Source organism: Agarivorans sp., assembly GCF_050295395.1.
GTDB lineage: Bacteria > Pseudomonadota > Gammaproteobacteria > Enterobacterales > Celerinatantimonadaceae > Agarivorans.
On record NZ_JBNKPP010000107.1, the window covers coordinates 1 to 14055 of the forward strand.

Sequence of the window (14055 nt, forward strand, 5' to 3'; positions counted from 1 at the left end):
AAAACCTATAAAATCACAAAAAACAAACAAACAATTGGAAGATAGCAACAACACAAAAGAGGAATGTAAATATATAAACTCAAGTTAAAAAGCAGAAAAAATACAACACAAAAACAGAATAAAAACCTATAAACATAGGAATTTAAGGCACAAACAAACCAAGCTATTAAGCGGTAAAACTCCTTAAGCCAAAGCAAAACAGCGGGTAGCTCACTTCTTATTAGACTCAACGTTGCGAGAGGAAATTTAGCCTAGTAGAGTCTAACTAAACGCGACCAACAGCAGGCTATAGCATGCCCTACCAACATATAAGCGAGCCCACGGGCGGAGAAAAAATCGTCTTAAACGCCAAGCAGGAGTTGGTTGTTCCCGACAAACCCATCATTACTTACATTGAAGGTGACGGCGTAGGCGTAGATATTACGCCGGTCATGCTGAAAGTGGTGGATGCCGCGGTAAAGCAAGCCTATGGCAAGCAACGCCAAATTATGTGGATGGAGGTGTTTAATGGAGAAAAGGCCGCCAATATGTACGATGGAGATTGGTTTCCCCAGGAGACTCTAGCGGCGATCCGCGAACATCACGTCGCCATAAAAGGGCCTTTAACCACACCTATTGGTGGCGGCTTTCGTTCGCTTAATATCTCGCTACGTCAAGAGATGGACTTATTCGTTAATATTCGCCCCATTCGCTGGTTTAAAGGCGTGCCTTCGCCGCTAAAACACCCTGAATTAACTGACATGATCGTATTTCGTGAGAACTCAGAAGACATCTACAGCGGAGTAGAATGGAAAGCTGGCAGCCCCGGAGCTGAACGAGTGATCGACTTCCTGCAGCAAGAAATGGGGGTGAATAAATTACGCTTTAGTGAAAATTGCGGTATTGGCATTAAGCATATCTCGGAGCAAGGCTCAAAGCGGCTGATTCGTCACGCCATTCAATATGCCCTAGATCACCAGCGAGACTCGGTAACTCTGGTGCATAAGGGCAACATCATGAAATTCACCGAAGGGGCCTTTAAAAATTGGGGTTATGAACTCGCCGAGCAGGAGTTTGGTGCCCAAGTGCATAACAATGGTTACTGGCTAGAAATCCCTCGTCAGCACCAAGCGCCCCTAATCATTAAAGACATTATCGCCGACAGCATGTTTCAGCAGGTCACCCTGCATCCTGAACTTTACGATGTAATAGCCACCATGAATCAAAATGGTGATTTATTAGCCGACGCACTGGCAGCCCATGTTGGCGGCATTGGCATTGCGCCAGGTGCAAACATGAGCAGTGAGGTGGCATTTTTTGAACCCACCCACGGCACCGTGCCGCGACTAGCCGGTCAAGATAAGGTCAACCCCTGCTCTATTATTCTCTGCGCCCAGATGATGTTAAAACACATAGGCTGGCAGGAAGCCGCAGAGTTAATTAGCCAAGGCTTAGATGGTGCGATTAGCGCTCGCAAGGTAACTTATGACTTTGCGCGAATGATAGACGGAGCCAGCGAAATAAGCTGTTCAGCTTTTGGTGATGAGATTATTAAACACTTTAGTTAATGCTAACAAAGCTAGCCAAGTGGGTACTTGGCTAGCTTTGCTGATGCGCTAAGCATGATTCAACAGCCCTTCCGTAACAACATACTCGGCACGCTTACGCGCTTGGGCAATGCAACTCACGTTGTCTACTGGTGGGTTCACTTCAACATGGCGGCTGTTATAGCCAAGCAAGTGGTGCGCCCGTTTAAACACCGCCTCAAATAACTTCGCCTCTTCAACGGTACGAGTACTCAAAGATAAAATCATTTGCTGCTGTTCGGCCAGTAAAGTGGTGATTAGCGCATCCAAGATACAACTAGGCGTGGCACAAGCATGTTCATCAAGTACCGCCTTACTATTGCCCGCGCTAATATTAATGCGCATTGGTTGGCGTAAGCTCAACTCCGCTTGTTGCAGATGTTGCTGGCTGCTAATTTCTTGGCTTTGCTGATTTAGGCGACGATAAGTGCCGCCAAATTCATCCAGCAAGGTAGCCAAAGTATCAAAAAACACCCTTGCACTTAGCTGGCTAGCCACAATAAGTTGTTGCTCGATAAACTTCAGCATCTTTGCGTCAACATATAATCGGTCTCTATGTTGGTAACCCTGTTCGCTCTCTATTTTTGTATTCATAGCCAACTTCCTTATTTCACCTAGTATCATTATCGTTATAACAGCGCTTTGTTACGCAAGCCTCACTGTTAACTTAGCGCCTTGGTAAAATAAAATGAAATTATACTTTTCAATACAAACTATAGATTTTATGAATAATGGTCTTTAAAAACTAAGCTATTACATGTTTTAACGGTCCGGCACGCTGGCAGCAAATTCACTTAAAGAACGACGCAACCACTGATGAGCCTTAGAATGCTGCAATAAGGGGCTCCAGATCATTTTGCTTTCTATGGGCACTACCTGAAACGGTACCCGCACAATCCGTAAGTCGGGATTGTTCCGATACAACATGGCATGGCGCCTAGGTAAAGTGGCAATCAATTGCGGTTGAGTCACCAACAAACCCGCCAAACAAAAGTGTCGACTATAAACACGTATATTGCGCGTTTGCTCTAGCTGCGCCAGCGCCTCGTCGACCCATGACAGTTTATGCTCGTGGGCTCGGTTAGCCAACGAACTCTCCGGCCCCCAACCGGCTCGACTCACCGATACATGTTCGGCCGCCAAGTAAGCGTCTAAGCTCTGGCTAGTGGCATAAGGGTGATCGTGATGTACCAGACAACAGAAATTGTCTCGCCATAAACTTAATTGATGAAAATTCTTAGGCAGGCTATTAAAACGGTTAATCGCTAAATCAATATGGCCTTTTTCCATGTCGCTAAGGCGAATATCCCCCGGCCCATACAGGTCAAACGTAATATTGGGGGCACTAGGCAAAACTTGTTGGATAAACGGCGCCAGCAAACAAGCTTCAATATAGTCGTTGCACATAATGCGAAAACTAAGCTGGCTTTTGGCAGGAGAAAAATTCTTATCGGGTTGAGTGATTTTTTCTGCCATACTCAACAAGCTAACAATTTCTGGCTTAAGCTTGTTGGCCTTCTCGGTGGGGGTCATGCCTTCGGCGGTGCGCACCAACAAAGGGTCATCAAATAATTCGCGTAAACGTTTTAGCGCATTACTCATGGTGGGTTGAGTTAACGACAGCTTCGCCGCAGCGCGAGACACATTACGCTCTTCCAACAATACATTTAAGTAAACCAACAGGTTGAGGTCGACCTTTCGTATATTCATAGAATCTATGCACTTATATTTTTCCATTCACCGCTTTATATAATCTCTAAGTAAAGCGTGAGTAAAGCCTACTCGCCCCAAAGCGTGATAACTCGCGGTTAATCAGCCATTAAAGTGCTAACAATGGGCTGAAGCGGCAAGCTTAATGTTGCCTATAAAGAAACTGCCCGCTCTCACGAATACGGTAGAAACTGCTTGATAAAACCCGCGCCGCCAACCAATAATTCGAAAGCGAAAAACACAGACAGACGGCATCGATAATAAAAATAAAGTTCGACGATAAAGCCCTGCCGATTGTGATAGCAAAGGAAAGCGGTTATTAGTAACAACGAGCTAAATGTAAGTATTCAAAGAGATGCGGCAAGGCTGCTGTACGACAATGCCTTACCGGGAATACTCATATCCATAATAACTTCTACCTTTCTGGTATTCAGCTTCAGCGTTCCAGCAGCAGAACAATTTAAATACATTTGGTGGGTGCTGATGATGAGCCTACTGTGCGTAAGGCTGATCGACTGGAAAATTTGGACCCGCCCCAATAAAGATCCTCACTTCGATGGCAAAAAAGCCGTATATCGTTTCGTATTTGGCGCCAATCTTACCGCCATTATGTGGTCGGTTTACGTGGTCACGGTCATCGTCAACAGCAATACCAGCGACATTAATTTAAGTGCTCATCTGATTATCGTATCGGCCATGGCCGGTGGCTCTGCCACCGTGTTAGCTGGACATAAACCCACAGCTATCTTTTTTTCTTTTGTGTTATTAGTTCCCGCCTCGCTTGCTCTGATCGCTTCGGGGATACAGGAACAACGCATGTTGGGGATTTTGGGCCTATTGTTTGGTGTGGTGATGGTTGCCATTTCCAAAAAAACGGCGCTATTTACCGCCCAAGCGATGTTGCTAAAAAACCAAAATGCGGTGCTGGTTCATGAGATGGAAGAGCAAGTTGAACAGCGCACCCAAACCATTTATCAACTATCGAACCTCGACCCTCTCACCGGCTTATTCAACCGCACCGCCTTTCTTAAACACTTAAAGTTAACCCTAAAAAAGGCCCAGCAGCGACAACTTCCGTTAGCGGTTTTGTTTGTCGACCTCGATGGATTTAAAAAAATTAATGATGCGATTGGTCACGACATTGGCGATCAAGTGCTAACCAAAACCGCCCAACGCTTAAAACAGATGAGCTTTACCCCAGAGCTGCTCTGCCGCTGGGGCGGCGACGAATTTGTTATGGCTATGGAAAACTGCGATGAATTCGCGGCTAGAATGCTGGGCGAAGAGATCATCGATGTTCTTTCAGAGGCCCATACCTTTGAAAATAATCGCTTTACCGTAGGCGCAACGGTAGGTATTGCCCTCTATCCACAACATTCTCTCGACGAACATAGCTTAATCCGTCTAGCCGATGCCGCGATGTATGCCCAAAAGAAACGTGCCCCCTCTTATGTTGGAGTATTTTCTAAAACTTTAGAAAAGCGCATTCATCGGGAACTCACCCTTAAAGATGGCTTAAGTGAAGCCATAGAGCTAAACCAACTGCATTTGCTTTATCAACCGATTGTACGGGCCAGTGACTGCCATGTGGTGTATTTTGAAGCGCTACTCCGCTGGACGCTTAACCATGAAAATATTCCACCCGACGAGTTTATCGCAATTGCCGAACAATATGGGCAAATACGCCATATTGGCGCTTGGGTACTAGAACAAGCCTGTAAAACTGCCAGCCTATGGCCCAAACAGATCGCAGTATGTGTCAATGTTTCGGTAGTGCAACTTCAAGATGACGACTTTGTAGCCTTGGTGGTTAAGCTGCTAGAGCGTTACCAACTTAGCGCCGAACGGCTGCATATTGAAATGACCGAGTCGGTTTTCACCAGTGACATTAGCTTCTTAAGTGAACAGATAAAAGCCTTACAAGACCTAGGGGTAAAAGTCTCCATCGATGATTTTGGCACTGGTTATTCGTCCTTATCCAGCATGCAAGATTTAGCCGTAGATACGGTGAAAATTGACCGCTCCTTCGTCAATAACATCGACGGTAGCGGCCATGCCATTATCACCGCCGTGATGCAAATGGCCAAAGCTTTAGGCTACTCGGTGGTGGCCGAGGGTATTGAAACCGAACAACAATTAGCTAGCCTACGCCAGTTAAACGTAGACTATCTGCAGGGTTACTACTTTGCCAAGCCCTTAACTGAGCAGGCGGTACAACAGCTGCTCAGTTCCAACGAAGCTCCCAGATTAATCAGGGGCTGTTAGGCTAATCTCGTCCTCAGCGCAGTTCTATTGGCGGGGCGCTACAAGGCGTGAGAACCACCGCCACCGATTTGGAGGTAGGGGTATCACTAAAATCGCCCTTACTGGCCAAAGGTACCAGCGGATTCGCCTCGGGGAAGTAGGCTGCCGCATTGCCCCGTGGAATATCGTAGGCGATCAGCCTAAACGCCTGCACCTTACGCTGCTGCTGGTCAGGCCAAAGCGATTCAATATCGACCCAATCACCGTCTTTCATGCCTAAGTCAGCAATATCTTGGGCATTCAATAACAGCACTTTGCGCTCGTTATATATGCCTCGGTAACGATCTTCAAAACCGTAAATCGTAGTATTGTATTGATCGTGAGAGCGTAGCGTTTGCAAAATAAAAATACGATTATCGCTGAGCTCTCTTATTGAAGCAGGCACCACATCTTCGGGTAAGGCATGGCTAATAAACTGCGCCTTAGCGCTGGCGGTATTCCACAAACGTTTACGAGCGCTGTTGCATAAATAAAAACCGCCGGGGTGCTGTAGCCGTTGATTAAAGTGCTCGAAACCCGGAATAGTTCGCTCAATATCATCACGAATACGATCATAGTTGTCGATATAAGCCAACCACTCAACTGGCGAGGCACCCAATACCGCATTGGCCATGCCGGCAATAATGGCCGGTTCGGACCGCATGTTATGGCGGCTTTCATCCACCAAACCCTGTGATGCATGCACCATCGAGAAGGAATCTTCCACCGTGACCTTTTGCGGGCCGCTGGCCTGCATATCTACATCGGTACGCCCTAAACAAGGCAGAATCAACGAGTATTTCCCCGGATTAACGTGAGTGCGGTTAAGCTTGGTGGCAATGCTAACGGTAAGCTCACAATTAGCCAAGGCCTGTTCTACCAACTGAGTATCGGGCGCAGCAGCCAGTATGTTTCCGCCCAAACCAATAAACACCTTACTACTGCCTTTTAGCATCGCTTCTAGGGCTTGGACTACGTTATGCCCGGGTTTTCTTGGTGGGGTAAAGCCAAACACTTGTTCAATACTGGCTAATAGCTCGGCACTGGGCTTTTCGTTAATGCCCATGGTGCGATCCCCCTGAACATTGGAATGACCGCGCACCGGACAAAGCCCTGCGCCGTCTTTACCAACTTGACCAAATAACAACTGCAAGTTAGTGATCTCGTTAATCGTTGCTACCGAATGCTTATGTTGGGTAATGCCCATTGCCCAAGCAATAATCACTCGCTCGGACTGTTGATAAATGTCAGCGACCGATTCTAACTGTGCTTTAGTTAGTCCCGACTGCTGTTCGATAAAATCCCAATGAGTTTGCTCAACTTCAATTAAATAACTAGCTAAGCCTTCGGTATGTTGCTCGATAAAGGCTTGGTCAAATACCGACTCGCCATGCAGTAAAGCCTGATGATGGCGATCCAGCAAGATCTTCACCACCCCTCTCACCGCTGCCATGTCACCGCCTAGCTTGGGCGTATAATAATGACTGGTAGTAGGGCTTGCGCCTCCACTTAGCATCTCGCGGGGCTTTTGCGGATTGGCAAAACGCTCTAAACCACGCTCTTTTAAATTGTTAAACGCCACCACTTTAGCGCCCCGCTGGGTTGCATGGGCTAGGGTTTCCAGCATGCGTGGATGATTAGTACCGGGGTTTTGACCAAACAAAAAGATGGCGTCGGCCAATTCAAAGTCTTCAATGGTCACCGTACCTTTACCCACACCAATGCTAGCGTTTAAGGCGTGGCCACTGGCCTCGTGACACATGTTGGAACAATCGGGGAAATTATTGCTACCGTAGCGACGAACAAATAATTGATAAAGAAAGGCCGCCTCATTACTGGCCCGCCCCGAGGTATAAAACTCAGCTTGGTCGGGGCTCTCTAGTTGGTGTAAGTGCTTGGCTATCAGTTGAAAAGCTTCATCCCAAGAAATAGCTTGGTAGTGGTCGCTACCCGGCTGGTACACCACAGGCTCGGCGAGACGCCCTTGATATTCCAAAAAGTAATCACTTTGCTTGGCCAACCAAGCCACCGAATGTTGAGCAAAAAATTGGCTATCCACCCGCTTCGCCGAGGCTTCCCAGTTCACCGCTTTGGCTCCGTTCTCACAAAAACGGAAGGTAGCTTTATTGCCCTTTTCGCCCCAAGCGCAACCGGGGCAGTCGAAGCCATGGTCTTGATTGGTTTTTAATAAGTTTCTGATGTTTTTAGCGACATTCTCGCTTTTCATTATATGTTTTGCGGTACTGGCTAAGGCTCCCCACCCACCGGCGGCGCCCTTATACGGTTTATGACTCATATTGCTTACCACCCTCTACAATCCGCCACGGGGCGTGATACACATTAAAACGCTGGGCTTTAACAAACCCTAATAAGGTAATATTAAACTGCTGCGCCACTTTCAAAGCCAGGCTCGACGGCGCCCCTACAGCCAACACCACCGGAATATTGGCCTTTACGGCCTTTTGCATCAACTCAAAACTGACTCGCCCGCTTAACACTAATACCGAGCGCGGCGCGACTTGCTGATCCAGCAATACTTGGCCAATCACTTTATCTACCGCATTGTGCCGCCCGATGTCTTCCGCCACGGCCAACCATTGACCGTTGGCGAATAAGCCCGCGCCATGCACTGAACCGGTTTGCTGAAACACCTTTTGTTGCTGCTGTAAAAGCGTGGGTAACTGATAAACCACTTGGGCATCCAACCATGCTGGAGTGTTATCGATATGGCCTTGCTGCTGCAGCGCCAAGGCTTTGACCGAGCTAGCGCCACATAAACCACAGCTTGAATAACTGGCAAAATGACGCGTCAGCGCTGCCCACTGAAAATTTAGCTGAGGATTAAGTTCTATATCAATTTGGTTGTAGTCAAACTGTTGCTCGGAGTGACTAGCAGGGTGATAACTCAGTTGCTGCAGGTCACTCAAACCAGCAATAATGCCCTGACTAAAAAGAAAGCCAAGCACTAAGGCCAAATCTTGACCGGGAGTGCGCATAGTGAGGCTGAGTTCGGCTTGCTGATGCGCTTGCCGAGTATGGCAAAACCAGTTCAGCCATAGCTGTAATGGCTCTTCTATGGCAATGCTATCGAGCTGGCTGGGAAGCCCATGTTCAAGCTGCTGAGTAAAACGCCGTAAAGCTACTTGTCGATGAGCGGCAGCATCTAGCAAGTCTAGCTCTAATTGAAATACTTTTCTTTTGCAGACAGGCTTAGGCTCTAGCATACAACTCCTAGTCAGGCGCTAAACAACTTAGCCTTCAGCCTAATCAAATGCGGCCCACAACACCAGCACTTTACCCCAGCTTAAGCGGTGACTGTGAGGTCTATATCGCTTCGCTCACTCCAGCAATAGAAGCCCGATTAGCATAGGCCTGCAGCGCAATGTCGCGCACCTCAACTGAGATCATCTCTACTTGCGGTAACAAGGCACACACCGCGCGAGCAATGTCTTTGGCTAGCGCTTGTTTTTGAAATTCGCTGCGCCCACTCAGCAAGTGCACATTAATGTGCACATAGGGAGCCCTTTTTCCTCCTACACGGTAGTGATTAGCTAATACTAAACGCGCTTTCACATCACCGGCACTAAACAAGCCCGAGGTTTCGGCGGCATCGTGTACGGCTTCAACCAATACATCAAAATTCACTATCCTAGCCAAATCTGCTGGACATTCAATCACGCAATGGGGCATCACTTTTCCTTATGATTTACCGTACCGTATCAATTCAGGTTTTTATTAAAGACCAAAAATATGACAGTTAAAAATATTTAACAGCATTTTATTTATTGCTTAAATCAACAATATTTACAGTGGCCTAACTTCACTACTGCGCATCGCCACTATCGTCAAACCAAGCTTTTATTTCCACCATTACCGCAGCATGGTCGCTAGCCTGACTGTCTGTGGCGTAATCGGCATGGGTTAAATGACGGTCGAAACAGCGGTAAGCCAGCACCTCGGCCACTTGCTGCTGGTAATCATTAGAGAACTCTCCAGACAGCAAGATGTAATCGATAACGCTGCCTTCTCCGCCCCAGTAATGAGTGGCTGGACGCGCCTCATTATTGGGACTTAGCAGGTAGGCATCATGTAAACGCCATGCTTGTTCAATGGGCTCTAGACTGGGCAGAGGTGGGTCAAAAATATGCTGAAGTGCGCCCTGAGACAAATCGTCGTTGAAGTCACCCATTACCATCACCGCTTCTAGCTTGTGGTTACGGCAAAGTAAAATGTCTTCCATCAAACAGCTGACTTCCTGGGTGCGGAGCTTATCGGCCTGCCAACGCCCTAAGTACTGCTCGATATCCCCCGGCGGCTGGTTTGCCGCCTCATCTAAGATTGGTCGTTTCGACTTTAAATGCAGCACATAGATTTTTATCCAGCCTAGCTGTGGCAATTTTACTTTTGCTACCAAGGGCTGGCGACTAAATTTTTCGCCGCTAGCGGGGTGATACAAAGCGACTTGGCGAAGCGGATAACGACTGGCCAAAGCCAAACCTGGCTTACGATACACATGACTGCCTGCATCTAATTGGCTAGCGGTAGCAAGAAAATACCGATAGCCCAAAGCCCGACATTGCTCGGCCAAGGCAGCGGCACTGAACACCTCTTGAAAAGCCATCACGTCGGCATCCGCTTGCTTAATCAGGCGGCCTAACCAGGCTTGCTTTTGCTGCCATTGCTTAGCATCGAGAATGTTATCAAACTCGTAAGCAGCATAGGGAGGAGCCAGATAATTCAATAAGTTTAAACTGAGAAACTTAATCACGGTTACTCGACTTGCTAATCAACTAAACCACTTTGCTTTATTCTGTTCGCCGTAGCAAGCGAAAAGCCGCTGGCGACTCGTCGAGCCGCTCAGACTTAAATTGACAGATTAGCCATAGCGGTCAAGTTATTTTAAGATAAAAGCTTAGTATTCTTGGACATTAGTGGGCCAATAACAGCATGTTAAAAGCAATTACTGCCGCATTTGTCATCCAAGTCGATGGCATAAGAGTAAGCGTAAAAAAAGGCCAAGTGCCTGATTATTTTATTAGAGAAATTAAACTAATCCAGCGCAGTGCTCAGGCCATTCAAGGAAAAATTTACGGCATGCGTCGCGGCCAACAAATCAACTTGGAATGCTCCAGCTCCATCCCCGATAATATTTTGCAGCGGCTACGTAATGTGTGGAAACCCAATCCCAGTCCAAAGAACGATGCAGGGCTTAAGCGTCGCTAAGCCCTCAAGCGAACGGCAAAACTTAAGGGGCTTGGATGTTATGGACTCGGTAAAACTCTTCGATTTGCTGGGCCATTTTCCCCGACTCGACTAACTCACTTAACAAATGCTCTAATTGCTGGCGCTGAGCATATAGTGGTGAATGACGAGATACCCCAAAGTAAACCTCACTATCATAGGCGGTTTGATAAGGCGCTATTTTAAACTGCCCGCGCCAGCGAGGAGCATTTTGCGCCAGATGCCTTCCCACATCTCGCACTAAGCAAACATCTACACGCTTTCGGCTCAACATATTTAAGCATGCGCTATGATCGTTGAGTTTCAGCTTTTGTATCAGAGGGTCCTCGTCAAAGCGACGAAAATGCTTAGCACCATTTTTTACCCCAATAGTAAAAGCATACAGATCGCGGTAGCGCTCTAGAGGCAACAACTCCTGACTACGCAATACAAAATAGTAGCGCGCCGAAGTTAAATAGGGAGGCTGCAGAAAGTAGATATCGCGCTCTCGCTCGCTAGTTTTAATTAGGCCTGCAGAAATATCCACTTCCCCCAGCTGCAAGCTTCGTATTCGACGAGCAAACGGCAGGTAGGAATCAATATGGTAAACCTTTGCCTGTTCAACAAACAACTGCATCACTTGATTGCTAAGCAGAGTAGCTTTGGTTGAATAAGCCACTCGCCACGTCGACTGAGTATTGGTCAAGGCGCTGACTGCAACACTGGATAAGGCCAATAAACACAGTGCTAGCCTTAAGACTGTCATTAGCGAAAAATCCTTTTTTCTTTATTAAGTCTTTGAAAATTAATTCAAACTAGGTTTAACATTAGTAACAAAAATTATCAAAAAAATAAACCTAAGCGCCAAGCTTTTCCCCTCAAGCTTTGGCTACCCTTGTTTGAGCCACATAAGCATTGCTAAAACCGGCCCAATAAGTAACTATCTAGCTCCACAACTAAGGGGAATAACATGAGTAAGTCAAACCACAGTCTTTCAGACTTTAGCCAAGCCGTTATTGAAAGCGGTCAGTTATGGGTGCTCAGTGTCGACGACGAATTTGTGGTAGTCGATTCCATCGAGTTTGATGACACTGATGTAATGCCAATATTTTCCAGCCAAAGCCTAGCTCAAGCCTTATGCGTAGAAGACTGGAGCGACTACCAGCCAGTGGCCATTAATGTGGAAACCTTCTTTGAAGAGTGGTTACCCGGACTTGACCAAGACCAAGTAATGTTAGCGCTAGATTTAGACCAGAACCTTGTGGGTGATGAGATAGAGCCGTTTAAGCTGGCCAAACAACTAGCTAAAGCCGAACTATAAACCGACGGTTCAACATAAAAAAATGCCACGCAAGAGCGTGGCATTGTTTTGTTCGATTACCAAAGCAATCCTAATTGAACAGTCAAAACTGTCTAATAACTAGTATAATCAGCAATATAGTCGTCTAACTGCCTCTTTTCATGGTACTCATCTATTCTTCTACGAGTACGCGCCATGTTCTTAACTTTCTTATGTTGTTTAACATGGTGGGCCTTGTCTTCTTCATCCCACTCATCAATATCGTCAAACCGTGAGAATTTCATCTTCTTTAACCTTATTTTAGCTAAAAATAATAAAGCTTATTGCTGACCCAGCGCTAGCTAAAAGAGTGCTTGGGTGCTCTATCAATTTGCAGCAAAAAAAAGTCTTGGTCAATATTTTTTATCAAGCTGAGCAAATGGCTACAAAAACCATAAAAAACAATAATTTAATCGATAAATAAAGTAAAAAACGCTAAGCAAAACTTTATAATCGTGACGACAAATAATGTTTGTTTTATCTTGGCATTTTTTACTGCCATTATCGCGCCGTTTTCAGCTCACCCTATTCTTCTCTTCGATACCTTGAGTCAGACATGTTTAGACTATCAGAACGCTCCGCGCTGCATGGGATTTTAAGCCCGTTACTAGGATTGGCGCTGTTTTCAGTTGCCTCTGGTTATTTAATGAGCCTAATCCCGCTGGCTTTAGCGCCGTTCTCCTTAGCAGAAGAATTAAGCCCTTGGCTAGCCAGTGCTTACTTTGGTGGCTTATTGTTAGGAGCCTTAAAAGCACAAACACTGATCCGTCGTTGCTTGCATCGTATTAGCTTCATCATTTGCTTGGTCACCTTACTCGCTAGCGTACTACTCATGTACTTTTTCCCCCATGCAGTTGCATGGCTAGTGCTAAGAGCCATTGCTGGCGCTGCCACCGCAGGCATCTTTGTTGTTGTAGAATCTTGGCTGTTAATGGTAGACAACGATAAGCAACGCACCACGCGTTTGGCCTTATATATGGTAACGCTATATGCGGGCAATGCCCTTGGACAGCTATTAATTAGCGGTTTTGGCGTTAGCGGCGCGCTGCCATTTCTGCTGGTAAGTGTTTTACTTGCCCTCGCCTTGGTGGCACCAATATTTACGGCAAATACCAGTGTACCAGCGACGCAACACCGCGCCCTTTCTTTGGCAGACATCGGCCACTTAAGTCAATCTGGATTAATCGCTTGCTTGGTTTCTGGTTTAGTCTTGGGCCCTATTTACGGTTTACTACCTAGCTATATTAACCAGTTCACCATCTGGAAAGACGACCTTGGCTTACTTATGGCCAGCGTCATACTCGGTGGGATGTTAGTACAGCCCTTATGTGGCCGTCTGTCAGCCAACTACAATAAAACCCTATTACAAGCTGTGGTTGCCTTGGTTGGGGTGGCAGCAGCACTTAGCATGCTACTCGCCGACACCATTTACAGCCTAGCTTTGAGCCTGTTTATATTAGGTGCGGCGGCGTTTTCCCTTTACCCCATCGCGATTAGCCAGGCTTGCCTAAACCAAAGCACCGATAAGATTGTTGCCATTACTGAAATGATGTTGATTATCTACAGCCTAGGTTCCATCGTGGGCCCCATCGCCGCAGAGTTAGCCAGTGACTCACTAGCCCAGTTACCTTACTACTTTGGCGCTATTCTCGGTAGTAGCACTATTTATATGCTACTGATGCTCGCCAAAGGTGCTAGAAGCAGCCATATTCCTCCCACTTTGGATGTCTAAGTCTATTCCCAGCGGGCGTTAAGTTCGTCAATTTCAAAAGCCACCAGCTCGCCCTTGCTGGTGAGCTGCCATACCGCTTGCGGCGAGCCGTCGTCGCTAAGCTCTAACAAACCGATCCCCGATGCATTAAGCAAACGTTCTCCGCTAGCCGCATGCTCAGGACGATGAGGAATCACCCTCATGCCGCGGCGCTTAGTAAACCAATT

General features: G+C 46.8%; 13 protein-coding genes and 1 pseudogene. 5 read left to right on the forward strand and 9 right to left on the reverse strand.

Going from position 1 to position 14055, the window contains the following annotated elements:
• Positions 1 to 293: 293 nt before the first annotated feature.
• Positions 294 to 1547, forward strand: a complete 1254-nt coding sequence (gene icd / locus ACQY6Q_RS06560; protein ID WP_427979327.1) for an NADP-dependent isocitrate dehydrogenase — start codon at positions 294 to 296, stop codon at positions 1545 to 1547.
• Positions 1548 to 1595: 48 nt separating this feature from the next.
• Here the strand turns inward: icd and ACQY6Q_RS06565 are convergent, their stop codons facing one another.
• A complete protein-coding gene (locus ACQY6Q_RS06565) occupies positions 1596 to 2159 on the reverse strand; it encodes a hypothetical protein (RefSeq protein WP_427979329.1) in 564 nt (187 codons plus the stop codon).
• 168 nt (positions 2160 to 2327) lie between these two features.
• Positions 2328 to 3275, reverse strand: coding sequence for a LysR family transcriptional regulator (locus tag ACQY6Q_RS06570; protein WP_427979332.1), 948 nt, complete (start codon positions 3273 to 3275; stop codon positions 2328 to 2330).
• 483 nt (positions 3276 to 3758) lie between these two features.
• Here ACQY6Q_RS06570 and ACQY6Q_RS06575 point away from each other — a divergent pair, with 483 nt between their 5' ends.
• On the forward strand, positions 3759 to 5540 hold the full coding sequence (locus ACQY6Q_RS06575; protein WP_427979334.1) for a putative bifunctional diguanylate cyclase/phosphodiesterase: 1782 nt from the start codon (positions 3759 to 3761) through the stop codon (positions 5538 to 5540).
• 13 nt (positions 5541 to 5553) lie between these two features.
• Here ACQY6Q_RS06575 and ACQY6Q_RS06580 read toward each other — a convergent pair whose 3' ends face one another.
• The 4 genes from ACQY6Q_RS06580 to ACQY6Q_RS06595 form a co-directional block, all read right to left on the reverse strand.
• On the reverse strand, positions 5554 to 7854 hold the full coding sequence (locus tag ACQY6Q_RS06580) for an FdhF/YdeP family oxidoreductase (RefSeq protein ID WP_427979337.1): 2301 nt from the start codon (positions 7852 to 7854) through the stop codon (positions 5554 to 5556).
• Complete coding sequence (gene fdhD, locus ACQY6Q_RS06585) at positions 7844 to 8782, reverse strand: formate dehydrogenase accessory sulfurtransferase FdhD (RefSeq protein WP_427979340.1); 939 nt, start codon at positions 8780 to 8782, stop codon at positions 7844 to 7846. The genes ACQY6Q_RS06580 and fdhD overlap by 11 nt, the downstream gene beginning before the upstream one ends.
• A gap of 100 nt (positions 8783 to 8882) precedes the next feature.
• Complete coding sequence (locus ACQY6Q_RS06590; RefSeq protein WP_427979343.1) at positions 8883 to 9248, reverse strand: 5-carboxymethyl-2-hydroxymuconate Delta-isomerase; 366 nt, start codon at positions 9246 to 9248, stop codon at positions 8883 to 8885.
• A gap of 133 nt (positions 9249 to 9381) precedes the next feature.
• Positions 9382 to 10326, reverse strand: a complete 945-nt coding sequence (locus ACQY6Q_RS06595) for an endonuclease/exonuclease/phosphatase family protein (RefSeq protein WP_427979345.1) — start codon at positions 10324 to 10326, stop codon at positions 9382 to 9384.
• A gap of 179 nt (positions 10327 to 10505) precedes the next feature.
• Between ACQY6Q_RS06595 and ACQY6Q_RS06600 the strand changes: the two genes are divergently transcribed.
• On the forward strand, positions 10506 to 10781 hold the full coding sequence (locus tag ACQY6Q_RS06600) for a DUF3634 family protein (protein WP_427979348.1): 276 nt from the start codon (positions 10506 to 10508) through the stop codon (positions 10779 to 10781).
• A 22-nt stretch (positions 10782 to 10803) separates the two neighbouring features.
• Here the strand turns inward: ACQY6Q_RS06600 and ACQY6Q_RS06605 are convergent, their stop codons facing one another.
• Positions 10804 to 11544: a substrate-binding periplasmic protein gene (locus ACQY6Q_RS06605; RefSeq protein ID WP_427979350.1), complete on the reverse strand. Its 741-nt coding sequence runs from the start codon at positions 11542 to 11544 to the stop codon at positions 10804 to 10806.
• Positions 11545 to 11748: 204 nt separating this feature from the next.
• On the opposite strand from ACQY6Q_RS06605, the gene ACQY6Q_RS06610 reads away from it, so the two are divergent.
• Entirely contained in the window at positions 11749 to 12099 is a 351-nt protein-coding gene (locus tag ACQY6Q_RS06610; RefSeq protein WP_427979353.1) for a DUF2750 domain-containing protein, read from the forward strand.
• A gap of 92 nt (positions 12100 to 12191) precedes the next feature.
• Here the strand turns inward: ACQY6Q_RS06610 and ACQY6Q_RS06615 are convergent, their stop codons facing one another.
• Positions 12192 to 12362 carry a PA3496 family putative envelope integrity protein gene (locus ACQY6Q_RS06615; protein ID WP_188407405.1) on the reverse strand — a complete coding sequence of 57 codons (171 nt, stop codon included), beginning with the start codon at positions 12360 to 12362 and terminating at the stop codon, positions 12192 to 12194.
• Positions 12363 to 12673: 311 nt separating this feature from the next.
• Here ACQY6Q_RS06615 and ACQY6Q_RS06620 point away from each other — a divergent pair, with 311 nt between their 5' ends.
• Positions 12674 to 13849 carry an MFS transporter gene (locus tag ACQY6Q_RS06620; protein ID WP_427979355.1) on the forward strand — a complete coding sequence of 392 codons (1176 nt, stop codon included), beginning with the start codon at positions 12674 to 12676 and terminating at the stop codon, positions 13847 to 13849.
• Between the two features lie 2 nt (positions 13850 to 13851).
• Here the strand turns inward: ACQY6Q_RS06620 and ACQY6Q_RS06625 are convergent.
• A pseudogene (locus tag ACQY6Q_RS06625) lies at positions 13852 to 14055 on the reverse strand (alkaline phosphatase family protein); the annotation flags it as partial.

Bases quoted from the DNA above. Each gene is read 5' to 3' on its own strand.
- ACQY6Q_RS06600 (WP_427979348.1), top strand. From the start codon at position 10,506: ATGTTAAAAGCAATTACTGCCGCATTTGTCATCCAAGTCGATGGCATA.
- ACQY6Q_RS06580 (WP_427979337.1), bottom strand. From the start codon at position 7,854: ATGAGTCATAAACCGTATAAGGGCGCCGCCGGTGGGTGGGGAGCCTTA.
- icd (WP_427979327.1), top strand. From the start codon at position 294: ATGCCCTACCAACATATAAGCGAGCCCACGGGCGGAGAAAAAATCGTC.
- ACQY6Q_RS06615 (WP_188407405.1), bottom strand. From the start codon at position 12,362: ATGAAATTCTCACGGTTTGACGATATTGATGAGTGGGATGAAGAAGAC.
- ACQY6Q_RS06575 (WP_427979334.1), top strand. From the start codon at position 3,759: ATGATGAGCCTACTGTGCGTAAGGCTGATCGACTGGAAAATTTGGACC.
- ACQY6Q_RS06620 (WP_427979355.1), top strand. From the start codon at position 12,674: ATGTTTAGACTATCAGAACGCTCCGCGCTGCATGGGATTTTAAGCCCG.
- ACQY6Q_RS06570 (WP_427979332.1), bottom strand. From the start codon at position 3,275: ATGAATATACGAAAGGTCGACCTCAACCTGTTGGTTTACTTAAATGTA.
- ACQY6Q_RS06565 (WP_427979329.1), bottom strand. From the start codon at position 2,159: ATGAATACAAAAATAGAGAGCGAACAGGGTTACCAACATAGAGACCGA.
- ACQY6Q_RS06610 (WP_427979353.1), top strand. From the start codon at position 11,749: ATGAGTAAGTCAAACCACAGTCTTTCAGACTTTAGCCAAGCCGTTATT.
- ACQY6Q_RS06605 (WP_427979350.1), bottom strand. From the start codon at position 11,544: ATGACAGTCTTAAGGCTAGCACTGTGTTTATTGGCCTTATCCAGTGTT.
- ACQY6Q_RS06590 (WP_427979343.1), bottom strand. From the start codon at position 9,248: ATGCCCCATTGCGTGATTGAATGTCCAGCAGATTTGGCTAGGATAGTG.
- fdhD (WP_427979340.1), bottom strand. From the start codon at position 8,782: ATGCTAGAGCCTAAGCCTGTCTGCAAAAGAAAAGTATTTCAATTAGAG.